Annotated in this window: 14 protein-coding genes; 4 read left to right on the plus strand and 10 right to left on the minus strand. The window is 72.3% G+C overall.

Annotated features, from left to right (window positions below; genetic code table 11):
• Positions 1 to 492: 492 nt before the first annotated feature.
• The 5 genes from LXN57_RS07790 to LXN57_RS07810 form a co-directional block, all read right to left on the minus strand.
• Complete coding sequence (locus tag LXN57_RS07790) at positions 493 to 1,293, minus strand: DUF998 domain-containing protein (protein WP_251797335.1); 801 nt, start codon at positions 1,291 to 1,293, stop codon at positions 493 to 495.
• Between the two features lie 175 nt (positions 1,294 to 1,468).
• On the minus strand, positions 1,469 to 2,878 hold the full coding sequence (locus LXN57_RS07795) for a M28 family peptidase (RefSeq protein ID WP_251797336.1): 1,410 nt from the start codon (positions 2,876 to 2,878) through the stop codon (positions 1,469 to 1,471).
• Between the two features lie 180 nt (positions 2,879 to 3,058).
• Positions 3,059 to 3,874, minus strand: a complete 816-nt coding sequence (locus LXN57_RS07800; RefSeq protein WP_251797337.1) for a 5'-methylthioadenosine/S-adenosylhomocysteine nucleosidase family protein — start codon at positions 3,872 to 3,874, stop codon at positions 3,059 to 3,061.
• A 128-nt stretch (positions 3,875 to 4,002) separates the two neighbouring features.
• Entirely contained in the window at positions 4,003 to 4,149 is a 147-nt protein-coding gene (locus LXN57_RS07805) for a hypothetical protein (protein WP_221374643.1), read from the minus strand.
• Positions 4,150 to 4,372: 223 nt separating this feature from the next.
• Entirely contained in the window at positions 4,373 to 7,360 is a 2,988-nt protein-coding gene (locus LXN57_RS07810; protein WP_251797338.1) for an AfsR/SARP family transcriptional regulator, read from the minus strand.
• 177 nt (positions 7,361 to 7,537) lie between these two features.
• Between LXN57_RS07810 and LXN57_RS07815 the strand changes: the two genes are divergently transcribed.
• From LXN57_RS07815 to LXN57_RS07825, 3 genes are all read left to right on the plus strand, one after another.
• Positions 7,538 to 8,284, plus strand: coding sequence for a hypothetical protein (locus LXN57_RS07815; protein ID WP_251797339.1), 747 nt, complete (start codon positions 7,538 to 7,540; stop codon positions 8,282 to 8,284).
• A gap of 9 nt (positions 8,285 to 8,293) precedes the next feature.
• Entirely contained in the window at positions 8,294 to 8,986 is a 693-nt protein-coding gene (locus LXN57_RS07820; RefSeq protein WP_251797340.1) for an NUDIX hydrolase, read from the plus strand.
• Between the two features lie 86 nt (positions 8,987 to 9,072).
• The gene (locus LXN57_RS07825; protein ID WP_251797341.1) at positions 9,073 to 10,287 is read left to right on the plus strand and encodes a phosphorylase family protein; all 1,215 of its coding nucleotides are present in this window, start codon (positions 9,073 to 9,075) and stop codon (positions 10,285 to 10,287) included.
• 1 nt (position 10,288) lies between these two features.
• On the opposite strand, the gene LXN57_RS07830 is transcribed toward LXN57_RS07825, so the two are convergent.
• Positions 10,289 to 11,605, minus strand: a complete 1,317-nt coding sequence (locus LXN57_RS07830) for an AI-2E family transporter (protein WP_251797342.1) — start codon at positions 11,603 to 11,605, stop codon at positions 10,289 to 10,291.
• A 362-nt stretch (positions 11,606 to 11,967) separates the two neighbouring features.
• On the opposite strand from LXN57_RS07830, the gene LXN57_RS07835 reads away from it, so the two are divergent.
• The gene (locus tag LXN57_RS07835; RefSeq protein WP_251797343.1) at positions 11,968 to 13,071 is read left to right on the plus strand and encodes a hypothetical protein; all 1,104 of its coding nucleotides are present in this window, start codon (positions 11,968 to 11,970) and stop codon (positions 13,069 to 13,071) included.
• Between the two features lie 71 nt (positions 13,072 to 13,142).
• Here the strand turns inward: LXN57_RS07835 and LXN57_RS07840 are convergent, their stop codons facing one another.
• From LXN57_RS07840 to LXN57_RS07855, 4 genes are read right to left on the minus strand one after another with little or no spacing between them, the layout of a single operon-like run.
• Positions 13,143 to 15,209 (minus strand): PQQ-dependent sugar dehydrogenase, encoded by a 2,067-nt coding sequence (locus LXN57_RS07840; protein WP_251797344.1) that lies wholly within the window; start codon positions 15,207 to 15,209, stop codon positions 13,143 to 13,145.
• 8 nt (positions 15,210 to 15,217) lie between these two features.
• Positions 15,218 to 16,132, minus strand: coding sequence for a LamG-like jellyroll fold domain-containing protein (locus tag LXN57_RS07845; RefSeq protein ID WP_251797345.1), 915 nt, complete (start codon positions 16,130 to 16,132; stop codon positions 15,218 to 15,220).
• A 15-nt stretch (positions 16,133 to 16,147) separates the two neighbouring features.
• Complete coding sequence (locus LXN57_RS07850) at positions 16,148 to 16,888, minus strand: ABC transporter ATP-binding protein (RefSeq protein WP_251797346.1); 741 nt, start codon at positions 16,886 to 16,888, stop codon at positions 16,148 to 16,150.
• A complete protein-coding gene (locus tag LXN57_RS07855; protein WP_251797347.1) occupies positions 16,881 to 17,609 on the minus strand; it encodes an ABC transporter ATP-binding protein in 729 nt (242 codons plus the stop codon). Before LXN57_RS07855 ends, LXN57_RS07850 begins: the two co-directional genes overlap by 8 nt.
• Positions 17,610 to 17,641 lie beyond the last annotated feature (32 nt).

Consider the following 17,641-nt stretch of genomic DNA (forward strand, 5'->3'; position numbering starts at 1 on the left):
ACTCCTGCACATCCACCATGCTCGAACCAACGACCCAACCGCGAAACGGTTTCTAGATCATGACGGAGCACTACTAGGCCGACCACGGCGCCGCTCGCCCGCAAAACGACCGCATCTGGCTGCAGCAACGGCGACCACGACGCCCAGGGCCTGGTGAGCCGCCCAGCCACCGGGAGACCGCAGCTGGCGGCACTCACGCCAACCACGGCGCCGCTAGCCTGGTCAGCCGCCGGCACAAAACGACCGCAACCGGCGGCAGCAACGGCGACCACGACGCCCAGGCCCTGGCAAGCGTCCCAGCCACCGCGAGACCGCAGCTGGCGGCACTCACGCCAACCGCGCGGGCCGGCGCATCGAGGTTGCGAGCCGCCACGTCGGTGCGGCGCATCGCCGACCGCTACCGCGATTACCGGCACTACCTGTTGATGAGCGAGGCCGGTTACAGCGCCCACCGGCCGGTCGTGCCGCGCGGTTCCCTCGTTCGGGCCTGGCTCACCGCGCGCCTGCTGCTGGTGCTGTTTCCGTTGCTGCGCCTGCTGTTTCATCTTCGTTCGGGTCGGCGGGTGCGCTCGCGGAAGAACCCGATGGCCCGCCTCTGACCGTCACCTCGAGCCCGACCAGCCCGATCCAGCCCAGCCCCACGAACAGCGCGACCCGCTCGAGCAGCCCACTGGGGTTCCCCGGCCACACCCCCGCGTCATCGAGCACGACCAACACGCTGGCGGCAACGAACGTGACCGCCATGACCAGGGCAACCACCATCCCCGCGTACGGTCGTCGAGTGGCCCGCCCGAGCAGCGCCGCCGCCGCGACGCCGGCCACCCCGAGCGTGACCGCCACCAGTTGATGAACCAGCCCGACCGTCGTATGTGTGGCCGGCACACCCGGCGGATAACCGATCCCCGCGTCGGTACGCACCCCCGCCAGCACAATCAGGCAGGCGCCACACCAGCCGATCAGCCCCGCCGCCCATCGCCCCGCCCGGTCGAGCCCACCCCACAGACCAACCGCCCGCCCCACGGGCAACGCGAGCCCACCCTGAGAGACAGCCGTCCGCCCCACACCCGTCCACGACGGACGCGGATGAGACAACCCGTGCCCGAGCCCGGCGGCGCCGATCAGGAGCCACAGCCCGCAGAGGACGAGGTTCACGTCGGCGAGCCAACCGCCGGGGCCCAGCGACAACTGGCTGATCCAGTTGCGGCTCGGGTCATAGCCGGGCCGGATGAGACCAGCGACCGTGGTGAAGACGACCATCTGGAACGCCGCGACGACGCAGGCCAGCGGCAGCATCCGGACGGCACGCGTCAACAGCACGACCAAAGCCTGCCACCTCCAGGCAACTCGGCGCCGAGTACCGCGGCACCGTCCACGTCACCTTCGTCGAGGTCATCCTCGGCAAGCACGACGCCCCGCCGCTGCTGCGCGCGTTGGCCGAGCGCAGCGGCGGCGGGGCATCGGTGGGGAACTAGGCGGTCGCGGTCGCGTACGCGGCCGAGCCGATCAGTTCGAGCGAGACCTGCAGGCGCTCGAGGCTGATGTTCTTGGCGATGGTGTCCTCGGGGCTGTGGTACGGCGGTTCGAGCAGCGCCGGCGACTCCTCGCCGCGCCACGAGAAGTTCGCGGAGGCGATGCCGACCTCCTGGAAGCTCTGGTGGTCGCTGGAGCCGCGCAGGGTGACCGGCGAGATCCGCGGGGTGTAGCCGAGGCGTTCGGCCGCCGCGGCCACCCCGTCGGTCGCCCGGTTGGCCAGGCCGTCGAACGAGAGCACCCAGTACCGGGTCGCCGGGTCCCAACTGGTCGCCACCATGTCGTTCTGGTAGACGGCGAGGATCCTGTCCCGCTCGGCCTGCGGCAGCTGAGCCACGTAGTAGCGCGAGCCGATCAGGCCCTGCTCCTCCGAGCCCCACAGGCTGAACTTCAGCTGGGCGTTGGTGGGCAGCTTCCGCAGGGCACGGGCAAGTTCCAGGCACAGTACGGTGCCCGACCCGTCGTCATTCGCGCCGGGCGCCCCGATGACGGTGTCGTAGTGGGCGCTCACCATCACCGCGGGACCGTCGGCGGGAGCACCGCGGCGGCGCGGCGCGCTGGCGAGCACGTTGTGCGACGTCAGGTTGCGGTGGGCCGCCGTCGACAGGGTCAGCGTCAGCCGGCGGGCGGCCAGCAGCGCGCGCAGCCGGTGTTTCTGGGCCTGGGCCACCCCGACGACCGGGATCGGCGCCGGTGTCGCGGCCAGGCCGGGCAGCTGCGGGCTGAAGGCCGAGGCCCGGCGGGGCTCTACCAGGTCGGCCGGCAGGAAGATGACGGCGGCCGCCCTGCGCGCGACCGCGGTGGCCACGACCAGTTCGCGGGTGGCAGCCACGTAGTCGATCAGCAGGATCTTTCCGGTGACGTCGGCCGGGTAGTCGGCCTCGCCACCCAGGCCCGCGTCGAGCACGTCGCCCCGCACCTTGGTGTCGAGCGCCGCGTGGGGCGAGGCGCCGCACTGCCAGTTGAGGTCGGTGGGCAGCCCGCGCGGCGAGCTGAGCTGGGCCAGGAACTTGTCGGCGACCGGGAACGGCTGGAGCTCCACGTCGTAGCCGAGCACGTCGAGCACGCCGGAGATGTACTTGGCCGCCAGCAGCTCGGACTTCGTGCCGCCGATGCGCGGCCCGATGCCGATCGACAGCACCTTGAGGTGGGCCAGCGCGCGTTCCGCCGACACCCGCCGGGCCACGTCGAGGTCGTGGCCGGTCAGCGCGGGCGGCCGGGCGGCGCCGGGGCGCTGCCCGGTGGCGGCCCAGGCAGGTGCGGGCAGGGCGACCGCGGCCGCTCCCCCCAGCGCGACGGACAGCATGCGCCTGCGGCTGACCGCGGACGGGTGCTCGTGCGTCTCCAAAGGTTCCTCCTCGTCGATCCGGCTCGTGATCCGGCGAGGACGCGTGGCCGTGGTCGGGCCGCCGCTCCCCGTGACTGATGAACCTATGGTGTAGATAGCCGTACTTCAATAGATACGGCTGTGCATACGCTGAGTGCCCGGCTCCCCTTCTTCCTAGCAGGTGACGGCTCCTCGGGCGGGTCATCGGGCGGGATGCAGGAACGGAACCAGCATCGCCGTCACCTCGGCCGCGTGGCGGGCCGCCAACTCGCGGTGGTCGTCACCCTTGCGCTGGTACGCGGTGTCGGCGATGCCGCGCACGATGAGCCGCCCGCGGGCGTTGCCGGCGCCCTCGTAGAACGCCCGGGCCACGCCCACGGCCTCGGTCTCGACCGCCAGCACCTGGTCGTTGACCTGGGTCAGCCAGCGGCGGATCTCGGCCCGGGCGTCCTCGACGGGCACGCCGCCCGAGCCGATCGGGCCGCGGTGCAGCCGAAAGGAGTCGCCGTTGCCGCGTTCCTGCACGAGCGGGACGGCAGTGAGGAAGTCGTCGAGCCGGTACCCGAGAGTCGCCGCGGCCGCATTGCCCTGGACCCGGCGGGCGCCCGGGAGCAGGCGCGTGGTCACCAGCCGGTCGGAGAGGACCACGTCGCCCGGCGCGACCTGGGCCCCGACTCCGCCGGCGAGGCCGGTGAGCACCACCGTGGCCGGCCGGTACTCCTCGATGAGAGCACGGAAGGCCCGCGCTGCCGATTCGGGGCCCGGCCGCGGGGCTTGCACGGCGGCGACGCGCACCGGCCGCCCGCGCGGGTCGGGCAGCCAGGCCTCGTGGACCGGCGACCCGGGACCCAGGCGCCTGGCCCCGTAGTCGTACATCCGCTTCAGCGCGGCGACGACCGCCCGCATCTCGACGGGCAGCACGGTCAGCACGCCCACCTCGGCCTTGACTGCGGTGGGCGCGGCCGGCACCCGCGACGCGACTCGCGGCAGGCCCGGGCTCCGGAACGAATAGGTCATCACGCTTTCCCTCCCGCACACAGAGGCTGCGGCGGACGCTAACCGCGAAGCCTTCCGGTTTTCTGCCGTTGCCGCCGGGAGCGCCGGGGTCCGTGCGGACCCCGGCGCGTCCTGGAGCGCGGGCCGGATCAGACGCAGCGCTGGAGGATGTTGTCCCAGCTGGTGCTGCCGGGGCAGGTCACCGCCTGGGCGCTGGAGGCGGCCGAGGGGGCGAACAGGGCGATGGCGACGGCCGACACGAGGGCGGCCAGGAAGTGACGATGACGAGCGCGCATGACCTTTCCTTTCAAGGATGGCGAGAGTTGCGGATAAGGGGCACGCGGGCCCGTCCCGCCCGGCCGAGCGGTGACGGCGGAGGGTGGCCTTCCCTCCCCACGCGTGCCGTTGCGCGCGGTGACGGCAAGTCCGCCGAGCCGGCCGGCCGTCCCGACAGGTCTTACTGTCACTATGACGTTAATGGACGACAGGGCTTCGCGTCAAGGAGACATTAATGCCGGATCAGCGGTACCGGCGGTCCTCGGGCGGCAGACTGGACAAGAGCTCACGGATGCGGTCGCGGGCGGCGGCCTCGGCCTCCGGCTGGTCGCTTCCCCAGGCGTACGCGTCGGCCAGCGCCGCCTGGGCCGCGATCTCGAGATGGATCGCGCCGAGCGACTGGAACAACTCGACCGCGCGCAGCAGGAGGACCTCCTGCTCGATGCGCACGCCCCGGGCGCCCTCCAGCGCCGCCGCGGTCAGATGGATGCGGCCCTCCAGCAACACATCCGCGCTCTCCCGGGCACACTCCGCGGCCCGCGCGAGCCGGGCCGCGGCCACGTCGAACTCGCCACCGGCCAGGGCCAGGGCGCCCAAGCCGTGCAACGCGTACGCGTGCCCCACGCCGCCGTCCGGGAACATCGCGAGCACCTCGCCGAAGGCCGTCTCCGCCGCCGCGCCGTTGCCCAGGTCGAGATACGCGTGGCCCATCCAGTAGAGGGTGGGCGCCAGCACCTGGGGCTGACCCAGCCCGCGGGCCATCCTCTCGGCCTCGCGCAGAGTGGCCACCGCCGCGGCCGGGTTGCCCATGTCGAGGTGGGCCTGGCCGACGAAGCGCAGGGTCTGCTGCACACCCACCACGTCGTCGCTCTCGCGGTAGTGCACGAGCGCCTCGGTGAACTGCCGCAGCGGCCGGGCCAGCTCGCCGCGGCGGCGCAGCGCGTTGGCCAGCGTCCGCAGGGCGACCGCCCGGCCGTGCTGCTCGCCCACATCGGCCAGCAGCACCTGCGCCCGCTCCAGCTCGGCCACCCCGGAGACACCGGGACTGCCACTGGCCACCAGCGGCGGCTGGCCGAGCGAGACCAGCACGACCCCCTCGCCGCGGCGGTCACCGGCCCGCCGGCACTCGGCCAGCGCGATCTCGTGGGTGACCCGCCAGTCGTCGAAGTACTGGCCCAGGGCGTAGAACTCGTGCGCCGACACGGCCAGGTCCCAGCAGACCCCGGTCAGCCCGAGCGCTGCCGCCTGACCGACCGCGGCCCGAATGTTGAGCCGCTCGATCTCGAACCACGCGCGCGGATCCGAGGTCACAGCGTCCACTTCGGAGGCCGGCACGGCGACGTCCGGCTCGTCGCTGTGAATCACGTCGAACCGCCCGCCGTAGACGGCCTCGTGGGCTCGGCGGGTCAGGGTGAGCAGCGCCCGGCACACCCGCGCCGGCGCCTCGGCGTGCTCGCCGGGAGGTGTCAGCTCGGCCCGCGCGCGGTCGCGGGCGTAGTCGCGGGTGAGGTCGTGGAAGCCGTACCGGGCGCCGGGGTGGACCGGATCGACCAGCCCGACCAGCGCGAGCCGGGCCAGCGCGGAGCCGGCGGCCGGGCCGGGCTCGGCCAGCAGGGCAGCCGCCGTCCACTCGCCGAAGGTGGGCTGAGCGAGCAGGCCGAGCCCGAGGAAGAGGCGGCGAGCGAGCTCGTCGAGCGGGGCCAGCCCGGCGCCGAGCGTGCGGGCGAGGCTCTCGTCGCCGTGCCGGAACGCAGCCGGGCCCTGCTCGCGCAGGCGCCGCAGCAGCTCGGCGGTCGGGCGGTGGAAGTCCTCGACCCGCATCTGAGCGGCGATCCGCAGGGCCAGGGGCAGACCGCCGCAGAGCCGGACGACGCCCTCGACCGCCTCCCGCTCGCCGCTGACGTCGACCTGGGCGGTCGCGACGACATTGCGGAACAGCGCCGCGGCGGTGCCGTGGTCGAGCGCCTGCAGGGTGCGGACGTGGTGAACGGCGGCGTCGATGCCGGGCAGCCGGCGCCGCGCGGTGACCAGCACGATCGAGGCGCCTCCGCCGGGAAGCAGGTCGCGGATCTGCGCCACCGAGCCGGCGTCGTCCAGCACGATCAGCAGCTTGCGGCCGGCGGCCAGGGTGCGGAACAACCCGGTCCGCTCGCGACGGCTCTCGGGCACGGCCGTCTCGCCCAGCGCCCGCAGGAACTCGGCCAGCACCTCCCCCGGGTCGACCGGCTGGTCGGAGCTGCCGCGCAGGTCGGCCCAGAGCTGCCCGCCGGTGAACTGATCGGCCGCGTCGTGGGCGGCCCGCAGGGCCAGGGCGGTCTTGCCCATGCCGCCCGGTCCCGAGATCACCACGACCGTACGGCGGCGGTCGCGCAACAGCCGGCCGAGCTCGGCCAGCAGGTCTTCGCGGCCGACGAACGACGCCGGAGCGGGCGGCAGCTGCCGCGGCAACGGCACCTCGCGCGGGACCCGGGAGGTCGCGTCGTCGGCGCGGGCCACCGCCTCGTCGTTGTGCATGGCCATCGAATAGCCGAGCTTGCGCAGCTCCTTGGCCGCCCCGCCGTCGACCGCCTCCTCGTGCCGCTCGAGCGCGGCCATGGCCTCGGCCGCGTGGCCGCTGAGATAGAGCGAGAGCATCAGCAGCCGGCACAGCTCGCCGTCGGCCGGGTCCTCGGCGGCGAACTGGGTGAGGTCGTCGAGGATCGCGGCGTGCTCGCCACGCGTGTGCTCCAGCGTGAAAAGCCGTACGGCCGAACGCTTCCGACGGCTGCGCAGGGCCGCGATGTCGCCCGCGAAGGGGGCGTCGGGCACATTGGCCAGTGGCGTGCTGCCGCGCCAGAGCCGGATCGCCGCCCGCAGGTGCTCGATCTCGTCCGGGATCCTCTGGTCGCGCCGGGCGGCGTCGGCCCGCTCGACGTGGCGGAGGAACTGGAGCAGGTCGAGCTCGCCGGGCACGGCCTTCAACTCGTACCCGAAACGGTTGTGGGTCTTGATCGCCCCGGGCGAACCGGCCTGCTCGACCAGGCGGCGCAACGCCGAGATCGCCTTGTGCAGCTGAGCCGGGCTGACCTCGGGATCGCCCCAGCCGGCCCGCAACAGCTCGGCTGTGGACAGTTGCTGATTCGCCCTGATCAGCAGGGCCGCGAGCACCGACAGGTGGTGCCCACCGGGCAGCACGACGGGACCGCCGCCGGGCGGGCGCACCTCGAGGTCCCCGAGAATGCGAAAGATCATGTGCCGTTCCCCAGAGTCGACCCCACGCGATCCCCGAACCGCCACCGTAGGAGCAGAGCGGTCGGTGACGCCATCGCCGCGCCGAGTGATGATTGGTTGGCATAATTATTGTCAGTTTGACAGTAATACGACTACGCTGGGTACAGCAACCGGACACCGAACAGAACGGAGACCCCCATGCGACTCTGGCGCTCCCTCGACCTCGTCCTCACCGCGGCCGTGGCGCTCGTCGTGGGCGTGCTGGGCATGCTCGACCTCGCAGGCTCGTCCGTGCTGGCCGGCGCGACCCTGGCCACGCTGGGCGTGCTGGCCGCCGGCTCGGTCACCGCGCGCTTCCAGATGCACGGCCTGGCCGACCTCACCCGGAGCCTGGCCGAGCCGCCGTCGGCCGACCGGCTGCTGACGACGTCCACGTCCGGACTCGACGTGGACCTGACCCACGCGTGGGAGATCGGCCTGATCGGCGTCACGCTGAACCGCACGGTCCGCAACCACGCCGTCGAACTGCGCGACTGCGTCCGGCGCGGCGGCACGGTCCGCATCGCCGTCATCGACCCGCGCGGCGACGTGCTGGACGAGGCCGCCCGGCGCAGCACCGCCCCCGGCACGGCCGAGATCTTCGCCCACCGCCTTCAGCCCACGCTCGACCTGGCCGCCGCACTGGCCGCGCTGCCCGGCCCGGGCCGGGCCGAGGTGCGCCTGCTCGACTTCGTGCCGGCGATCGGCCTGCTGGCCGTCGACGTCCACCAGCCGCACGGCCGCCTGCACGTCGACATCTACTCGCACACGTCCGGCGGGCGGGAACCGGCGCTGGCCCTGGCCCCGGGCCGCGACCACACCTGGTACCAGCACTTCCAGGCCGAGTTCGACCAGATCTGGGCCGCGGGCCGCCCGGTCTTTGTGTCAGCAGGACAATTTCACTAGGCTCGGATCATGCCGGAACGGGATCATCTCTATCTGCGGCTCGCGGTCGACCTGGTGATTCTCACGGTGCGCGACGACGCGCTCCAGGTCCTCACCATCACCCGCGCCAACAAGCCCTTCCGGGGGCAGGCGGCCCTGCCCGGCGGCTTCCTGCGCGAGGGGGAGGACCTGGTCGGCGCGGCCGTGCGGGAGCTGCACGAGGAGACCGGGCTCGACGGGCGCGGGCTGCATCTGGAGCAGGTCGAGGCGTACGGGGAACCGGACCGTGACCCGCGCGGGCGGATCGTCAGCGTGGCCTACCTGGCGATGATGCCGAACCTGCCGCTGCCGACCGCCGGCTCGGACGCCAGCACCGCCGGCTGGACCCCGGTCGCTCGAGCCACCGGCCTCGCCTTCGACCACGACCGCATCCTGGCCGACGCCGTCGAGCGCGCCCGCACCCGGCTCGAGTTCACGACCCTGGCCACGGCCTTCTGCGGCGCCGACTTCACCATCGGCGACCTGCGCAACGTCTACGAGGTGGTGTGGGGACAGCCGCTCGACCCGCGCAACTTCAACCGCAAGGTGCTCGGCACCGAGGGCTTCGTGGAACCGACCGGCGGCAAGCGGATGCCCGAGGTGGGCCGCCCGGCGGCCCTCTACCGAGCGGGCGGGGCGACCCGCCTGAACCCGCCGATCCTGCGCACCGACCGGCACGGGTAGGAAAACGGTAGGTCGCACCGGGATGCTGGTGCCGGCCACGGGGTGGCGGCCCCGTGGCCGGGCCCGTGAGAGGAAGCGGAGACTCGATGACGATCGACGCCCTGATCATCACCGCGCTCCCCCGCGAGCTCGAAGCCGCCGAGGCGGCCGGCAATCGCCTCGGCGGCACCGGGTGGCGGACTCAGTCCGCCGGCTCCGTGCCCTATCTGGCCGGCGAGTTCGGCGGGCTCACGGTGGCGCTGGCCCGGCCGGTCCGGATGGGCTCGCGCGTCACCGGCCCGCTCGCGACCACCCTCACCGACGTGCTGAAGCCGCGTTGCCTGGCCATGAGCGGCGTGTGCGCGGGCAACCCGGCCGAGTGCGCGCCGGGCGACGTGATCGTGGCGACCGCCGCCTACGAGTACGACGAGGGCCTGCGGACGGCCGACGGCTTCCAGGGCGACCATCAGCAGTATCCGCAGGACACGCGCTGGATCCGCGCCGCTCAGGAGTTCGATCCGGCCGGGCTGCCCAGCTACGGTCCGGCCACCGAGGAATCGTCCCGGGTGTGGCTGCTCGAACGCCTGCTGCAGGGCCAGGATCCGCGCGTCCACCCGGCCCGCGAGCGGTACTTCCCGCGCGGCGCCTGGGCCCACCGGCTCGAGAAGTGGGCCGCGGCCGGGCTGGTCACCTTCGCCGACGGCGAGCTGGCGCTGACCCCGGCCGGCGGCACGACCGTGCGGCACCAGCTGGCCCGCGACATCGACGGTCCCGACCGGCTCCCGTTCGCTGTGCTCGCCGGGCCGATGGCCAGCGGCAGCGCGGTGCAGCGGGACGAGGAGGTCTGGAATCACCTGCGCTCGATGGGCGTACGCAAGCTGCTGGGTCTCGAGATGGAGGCGGCGACCATCGCCACGGTGGCCCATCAGCGCCACGTGCCGCACTGGCTGGTCGCCAAGGGTGTGATGGACCACGCCGACCTCAACAAGGACGACCGGTTCAAGGAGTTCGCCGCCCGCGCCTCCGCCGACGTCCTGTTCGCGCTGTTGGGCGCACTGCTTCCGGCCCCGGCCGCGGTCGCCTCCCCGGGCGCGCCCGCCTTTCCGGGCGCGGCCAAGGTCGACGTGCTGCGGGCGCTGATCTACGACTGGCACGACCTGGCCGATCTGCTCGGCGTGCCGCCGTTCGACGTCTACCGGTTCACCCGCGGCGACGAACCCCGCTCGCTGTGGACCTGGCTCGAGGTACGCGAACGCCTCGGCGAGCTGCCGGGGGCACTCGACGAGATCGGCCGCACCGACCTCGCCGACCGCCTGCGCTGAGCTACCCCGGCTTCTGCAGGCTGGTGCCGGCCGAGGGCGGGGTGGCCGGGTCGCGGTCGAGCTCGGCTGTCGAGGGCTTGTCGTCGGCCTCGTCGGGATCCGCGGTGCCCGGTGGTTCGCGGTCGGGGGTGGGCTCGCCGCCGGGGTGGGCGAACAGGTACCGCACGGCGGTGTTGAGGACGGCCAGCAGCGGTACGGCGATCAGGCCGCCCACGATGCCGGCCAGCACCACGCCGGCCGCGATGGCCAGGATGACGGCCAACGGGTGCAGAGCCACGGCACGGCCCATGATGAGCGGCTGGAGGACGTGGCCCTCCAGCTGTTGCACGGCGATGACCACGCCCAGCAGGATCAGCGCCTTGACCGGGCCGACCGTGACCAGCGCGACCAGACAGGCGACGGCGCCGCTGATCGTGGCGCCGACCACCGGGATGAACGCGCCCAGGAAGACCAGCGCGGCCAGCGGCAGGGCAAGCGGCACCTGCAGGGCGAACAGGCCGATCCCGATGCCGATCGCGTCGACGAACGCGACCAGGACGGTCGCATGCACGTACGACACCAGCGTGTGCCACGCGTAGTGGCCGGCACGGGCGGTCGGCAGGCGCGCGCCGCGCGGCAACAGGCGGCACAGGAAACGCCAGATCTGGTCGCCGTCGCGCAGGAAGAAGAACAGCGTGAACAGGGTCAGGAAGAAGCCCGTGCCGACCTCGCCGATCGTCGTCGCGGTGGTCACCGCGCCCGAAGTCAGCGCCCCTCGGTTCGAGGTGATGGCGGTCTGGGCCTCGGCGATCGCGTTGTTGATCTGATCCTGCGACAGGTGCAGTGGACCGCGGGCCAGCCAGTCCTGCACCTGACGCACACCGTCGCCGACCTGCGAGCTCAGCGTGTCGAGCTGCGAGACGAACGTGTTGATGATCAGGCCGAGCCCGCCGAAGACCACGATCAGCGCGGTGATCAGCACCAGCGCGGCCGACAGCGACCGCCCCATGCCGCGACGGCTCAGCCAGGCCGCTACGGGCTGGAACATCGCCGCCAGCAGAACGGCCACGACGACCGGGATGATCACCAGGTCGAGCCGGGCGATCACCTGCAACATCAGCCAGCCGACGGCGAAGAACAGCACGATCCGCCAGGACCACGCGCCGGCCACCCGGACAGCACGCGGCAGGCCGTCCTCGTCGCGCGGCGACGCGTCGACCATGACGACGGGAGTGGCCGCGGCGACCGCATCGCCCGCGAACGGCGGCGGCTGCGCCCCCAGACGTGCCTGCTCCAGCCGGGCCCGAGCCCGCTCGCGTACCTCGTCGATCCAGGCCATCCGGTCCTCTTCCCGCCACACCGGCCGGCCGCGGCCGGTCGGCCACATCCGATCCGGATGCGAGGTACCCCGGCGCCGAAAGGGGAAACACCGCCCATCGCGCGCCGTCCATTACAGACGTCACACTCCGACGGCTAAAACGGCGGTGATTCCCCTTTCCGGCCGAGCGCGAGGTCGAGCCACAGATGTACGAATCGCGAGCCTGGAAGCCCTTTCGTGTACCCGCGAAACCGCAGCCCATTCGGGCTTTCCGGAGTTCGCGGAAATCGCCGTCGAATAGCGCCGAACGGCCCTTCCCGCCCGCATTCACGTGCTGAGCTGTTGCGGACCCGAGCAAGCCGAAACTGGGAAGGACCAAGGAAATGCGCAAGAAGAACAGCCGGCTCACCGCCGGCGCGGGCCTGCTGGCCGGAGCCGTTCTGGCCCTGGGCCCCGCCGCCGCGGCACTCGCCGCCGAGCCGGACCCCAGCGCCCCCGCCCAGGGCGCCTGGACGGGCAGCCGGCCGACGACCCACGACGTCCCCAACGTCGTCGTGATCATCCTCGGCAGCCTGGAGGGCCTGCCCCCGATGATGGGCTGGCCGATGAGCCCGCCCCCATCCGGCGGCGGCCAGACCGGCTGGCCACCCGACGACCAGGGCCCCACCGCCCCGCAGCCCGGCACTCCCGCCGGCCAACCGGCACCCGGGACTTCCACGGGCTCTCCGGCGCCGGACGCTCCGCAGCCGGGGGAAACGCAGACCGGCGGCAACCAGGCGGGCGCACCCCAGCCCGGCTCCGGCGATCCGGCCACCAGCCCCACCACAACGCCGAACCCGGCGGGCCCGACCGCCCCGGCCACGCCAGCAGACACGACCAGCCCGACCGCCCCGGCCACGCCAGCAGACACGACCAGCCCGACCGCCCCGGCCACGCCGGGTGACACGACCAGCCCGACGGGAACAGCCGCCCCGGCCGACACGGCAGCTCCCACCACGCAGGCTCCCGCCACGACCGATACGGCGCCCGGTGCGACCGACACGGCAGGTCCCCTCACGACAGACACCACAGCGCCGGCGGCGACCGACACGGCAGCTCCCACCACGACCGACACGGCAGCGCCCGCCGCGACCGACACGGGAGGTACCACCACGACGGACACGGCAGCGCCAGCGGCGACCGACACCGCAGCCCCCACCACGACCGACACCGCAGCCCCCACCACGACGGACACGGCTGCGCCGGCGGCCGACACGACAGCTACGGCCACGACCGACACGGCAGCGCCCGCGGCGACCAGCACGACCGCTCCCGCCGCGACCAACATGGCAGCGCCCGCCGCGACCGACACCGGAGCTGCCGCCACGACCGGCACGGCCGCCGACGAGAGCCCGAATGTCACCGGCGTCGACCTCACCGGCACCGACACCACGCTGAACGGCACCGCAGGCGAGCCCGCGACGGCAGCCGCGCCGCCCGCCGGCTGACACGGAACCCTGCCCGAAACGACATTGGGCCGACGCTCCTCGATGGAGCGCCGGCCCGTCGTCGATCGGGGTTACGCCGCGGGCGTTCCGTTCACTGTCAGGTTGCGCAGGCGGCCGCGGTTGTCGAACGAACCGAAGCCGACCCGTCCCGACGTGAACGTCGTGTCGCGGGCCGTCATCAGGGGGTCGCGCGAACCGTCGACGTAGACCGCGATCTCGCCCGTCGCCGGCAGGTGCTTCACCCGTACGTCGTGCCAGCGCTCGTCGACGATGGCGGGGTTGGCTCCGCGGGAGCGCCCGTTCCACTGGTAGTCGATGCGCTCGCGGTCGGCGTTGTCGACCTTGAAGATGCCGTTGTGGGGCAGGATCGTGTTGTCGGTGGAGAGATGCGCGTAGTAGAACTCCGTGTCCGACCGGTAGCCGAACACGATGATCACGTCGCGGTTGGTCAGAGACACCGGCTCGTCCAGGCGGACCTGGGCGCGGATGTCCACGGATGAGAAGACCGGGCCGGCGGTCAGCACCGCGTACTCGAACGGGCGGCGCGGGCCGGGGCGCTGGCTGCCCGCCTCGGCCAGGATCACCTGGCCGTTGGTGAACTGCCACTTGGCCGGGGTGACGGGCGCCCAGTTCGCCGCCCGAGCAGCGGGCGCGATCCGGACCGGTCCGGCGGAGGCTGCGGCGAAGGTCCTGGTTCCGGTCACCTTCCAGATCTTGCCATTCGCCTTGGCCAGGATGTAGAGCTCGCCCCGGGCGTCCGTGCCGAAGCGCAGGTCGACCCGGTTCGGGTCACCGGGCGCGCCGGGGCCGGAGAGGTCCTGCATCCGCACCGGGATGCCGGCCGGCGTGAACAGGTTCAGCCGGTGGATGGTCGCCGGTGAGCGGCCGCGCCGCATCTCCGAGGCCTCGGTGTAGAGCACGCGCCCGTCGACCAGGTCGCCGAAGACGTACTTGCCGCGCAACGCCGGCACGTCCTGGCCGCGGTAGACGAAGCCGCCCGCCACCGCGACGCCCACGTCGGAGGTGCAGTTCCAGCCGGGCGCCGGGTTGTGGTCGTACGCCGCGACGGGATAGACGTAGCCGGCGTCATCGGCGGGCAGCGGGAACAGCCGATCGCAGGGCGTCGCCGGGGTCTTGTCGAAGACGAACGCCCCTTCGCGCTCGCTCCAGCCCATGTTGTCGCCGGCCCGCACCTCGTAGACGGCCTCGATGGCGTGCTCGCCGATGTGCCCGAGGTAGAGCTTGCCGGTGGCCCGGTCCCAGCTGAAGCGGTGCGGGTCCCGATACCCGTACGAGTAGATCTCGCCCGCCGTGCCGGTCTGCCCGGCGAACGGGTTGTCGCGCGGGATGCCGTACTTCCCGTTGGGCGAGTTGGTGCCGGCCGGGTCGATGCGCAGCAGTTTGCCGTGCGGGAGGGCCAGGTTCTGCGGATCGGTGTTGTTCACGCCTTGACCGCCGTCGCCCACGGCGACATAGAGCTTGCCGTACTCGGCGGTGCCCTTGCGTGCGGTCGGGTTGAAGTTGATTTCCTGGATGCCGTGGATCTGCCCGCCGAAGCCCACGCGCAACAGCTCGCGGCGGGTGCCCGCGAACGTGTCGGCGGCCGGGTTCGTGGCCTTCCACTCGTTGATGACGCCGTGGAACAGCACGGTGGTCTGCGCGTAGTCGGGCACGGCCGTGGTCAGCGCGGCCTGCTCGGTGTGGATCGTGTAGAACTGGCCGGTGCGCTTGAAGTCGGGGTGGAACGCGACATAGCCGAAGCCCTGCCCGAGCCCCCGGCCCGAGAAGAACTGGGGCGCGAAGGTGGCGGCCACGTCCAGATAGACGCTGGGCACGCCGTTCTTGACGATGTAGAGGTTGCCGTTGAGGTCGGGCACCGCGCGCCGGCCGGAGCCGTCCGGCAGCTCCATGATGGTGTTGATCCGGGCCACCCGGTTGAGCCGCGGGTCGATCAGCGGCGGGTTGGTCTCGCTCTTGGGGAACTGCGCGTACTCGGTCAGGACGAGGCCGAGCTTCGAGGTGACCGGCTCGGTGGGAACCGGGTCGTAGATGGGGGCCGGGTCGGCGGCATACGCCGGGACACCGACCAATGTGGACAATAGCACCGCACCGGCGGCGACTACGGCCAGTCTGCGCATCGAGACTCCTAGAAGAGGCGGAACTGGTTCGCGACCTCGCGGGGGGAGAGCGAGCGGTCGAGGAACATCAGTGCGTCCATCCGGCAGTCGCACGGATTGCGTTCGAGCGTGTTCTGCGGGAAGCTCCCGCCGATCTTGATGCCGCGGGCGTCGGCCGCGCTGGTGACGTGCGGGCCGGGGCCGTTGATCAGCCAAGGGTCGTCGGTGCGGGTGTAGAAGCCCGGCACCGCCCGGCCGTTGCGGTACAACGCCATCGTGCCCCGGGTGAAGTCGAACGTGGCGGTCAGGTGCGTCCATTTGTCCTTGGGCAGCAGCGTGCGCCAGTCCTCGTTCGCGGCGAACGTCTGCGAGTTCCCGCCGTCGATGCGGCGGCCGAGCGCGACCAGCTTGAGCTCTCCGTTGACGTCGATGAGCTCGAGCAGAGCCCGTACGGCATGACCGTCGGAGTCGCCGGTCAGCACCCCGGCCAGGCCGATCGCGTTGAAGCCGGCGGCCGGGCCGTCCATCGAGCGCTTGAACCAGCCCATCACGGTGGCGCCCTCGGCGTTGCTGAACGGGCGCAACGTACGCACCCCGCCGGCCGAGTAGATGCCCGCCTTCCAGTCGTCGTTGCCCGTCACGCCCGGGTTGACCTGCCGGGTCTGAAGAACGCGCCCACCCCCGGGATAGGCGCGGTCGGCGACCCGCATGGCGGTCCCGCCGTTGACCAGTTCGATCTCGGTGCTGGATCGGCCCTGGTCCTGTTCGAGCGCGGGGTCGCCGCGCAGCGGGTGGTCGAAGTCGTAGTAGGCGACCAGATTCGGCCGCAGGGAGGGATGGACGATGTCCGGGCCGAAGCGGTTGCCGGCCGAGACGGGTGCCGCAGCCGCGGTGGCCGCCAGGACAGCGGCGGCAGCCACGGCGACGCGTCCGGTTCTTCGCATGGAACGCACCTCTCGTTACGGGACAGGTGGCTTTTCGGCGGGACGGCCGCCGAGGTAGAGCTCCCCGAGCTGGGGGTCGGCCAGCAGGTCGGCCGCCGGTCCGGAGATGTGCACGCGCCCGAGGTCGAGCACGCACCCGAGATCGGCGGTCTGCAGCGCGCGCCGGGCGTTCTGCTCCACCAGCAGCACCGCCGTCCCGGCGTCGCGCATCCGCGCGACCTGTTCGAAGATGGTGCTGGTGGCCTTGGGGTCGAGGCCCATGGACGGCTCGTCGAGCAGCACGACCTTGGGATCGACCATGAGCGAACGCGCGAACTCGACCTGCTTCTGCTGTCCGCCCGAGAGCAGCCCGGCCAACGAGCGCCACCGCTCCCCCACCACGGGGAACAGCTCTTGTACGAACTTCGCGCGCCGGGACTTGGCGGCTTTGTCGTTGAGGGTGTAGCCGCCGAGCAGCACGTTCTCCTCGACGGTCATCTCGCGGAACACGCTGTGGCCCTGCAGCACCAGCGCCACGCCTTCGGCGAGCATCTTCTGCGGGCCGGCGCCGGTGAGGTCCTTGCCGCCGACCATGACCCGGCCGGAGCGCGGGCTGAGCAGACCACTGGCGACCTTGAGCACGGTGGACTTGCCCGCCCCGTTCGGGCCGACGAGGCAGACCACCGACCCGGCCGGAACCGACACGCTGAAGCCGCGCAGCACGGGTGCGGCCCGGCCGTACCCGGCCTGGACGTCGACGAGTTCGATCTCAGACACCAAGGTAGGCCCCCAGCACTCGTTCGTCGGCGCGGACCTCGGCCGGCGGACCCGCCGCGATCGGCCGCCCGCGATCGAACACCACGATGTGGTCGCTGATGCTCATGACGAGGTCCATGTTGTGCTCGACGATCACAAACGTGCGGCCCTCGGCGTTCAGTTCGCGGACCAGCGTGCCGATCCGATCGAGCAGGGCCGGGTTGACGCCGCCGGCCGGCTCGTCGAGCAGGATCGTCCTCGGCTCGGCCATCAGCACGCCGGCCAGCTCGAGCAGCTTCTGCTGCCCCCACGACATGTTCCGGGCCTCGGCGCCGGCGAGGTGCTCGATGCCGAGCCGGGTGAGCCAACCATATGCGCGTTCGGTTTCGTCCTGCCGGCGCGCGCTGCGCAAACCGTGCAGCAAACCGCCAGGACGGACAGCCGCGAGCACATTCTCGACAGCCGTCATGCGCGGAAAGACGCGACAGAGCTGAAAAGTGCGACCGACACCCGCCCGCGCCACGACGTGGGGCGCCCTCCCGGTCAGATCCCGGTCACCGAAGAGGACCGACCCGCTGTCGGGCCTGATCATGCCGGTGACGCAGTTGAAGAACGTCGTCTTCCCGCTGCCGTTCGGCCCGATCAGCGCGTTCACCTTGCCCGGCTGAAACTGGACGTCGGCCCCGTCGATGGCGACCACCCCACCGAAGGCCTTCCGCAGCCCACGCGTTTCCAGCGTCACGACCTGACTCCTTCGCGTTCGAGCCGCCGGTC

Origin of the sequence: Paractinoplanes hotanensis, assembly GCF_023717965.1 — a bacterium.
Taxonomy (GTDB): domain Bacteria; phylum Actinomycetota; class Actinomycetes; order Mycobacteriales; family Micromonosporaceae; genus Actinoplanes; species Actinoplanes polyasparticus.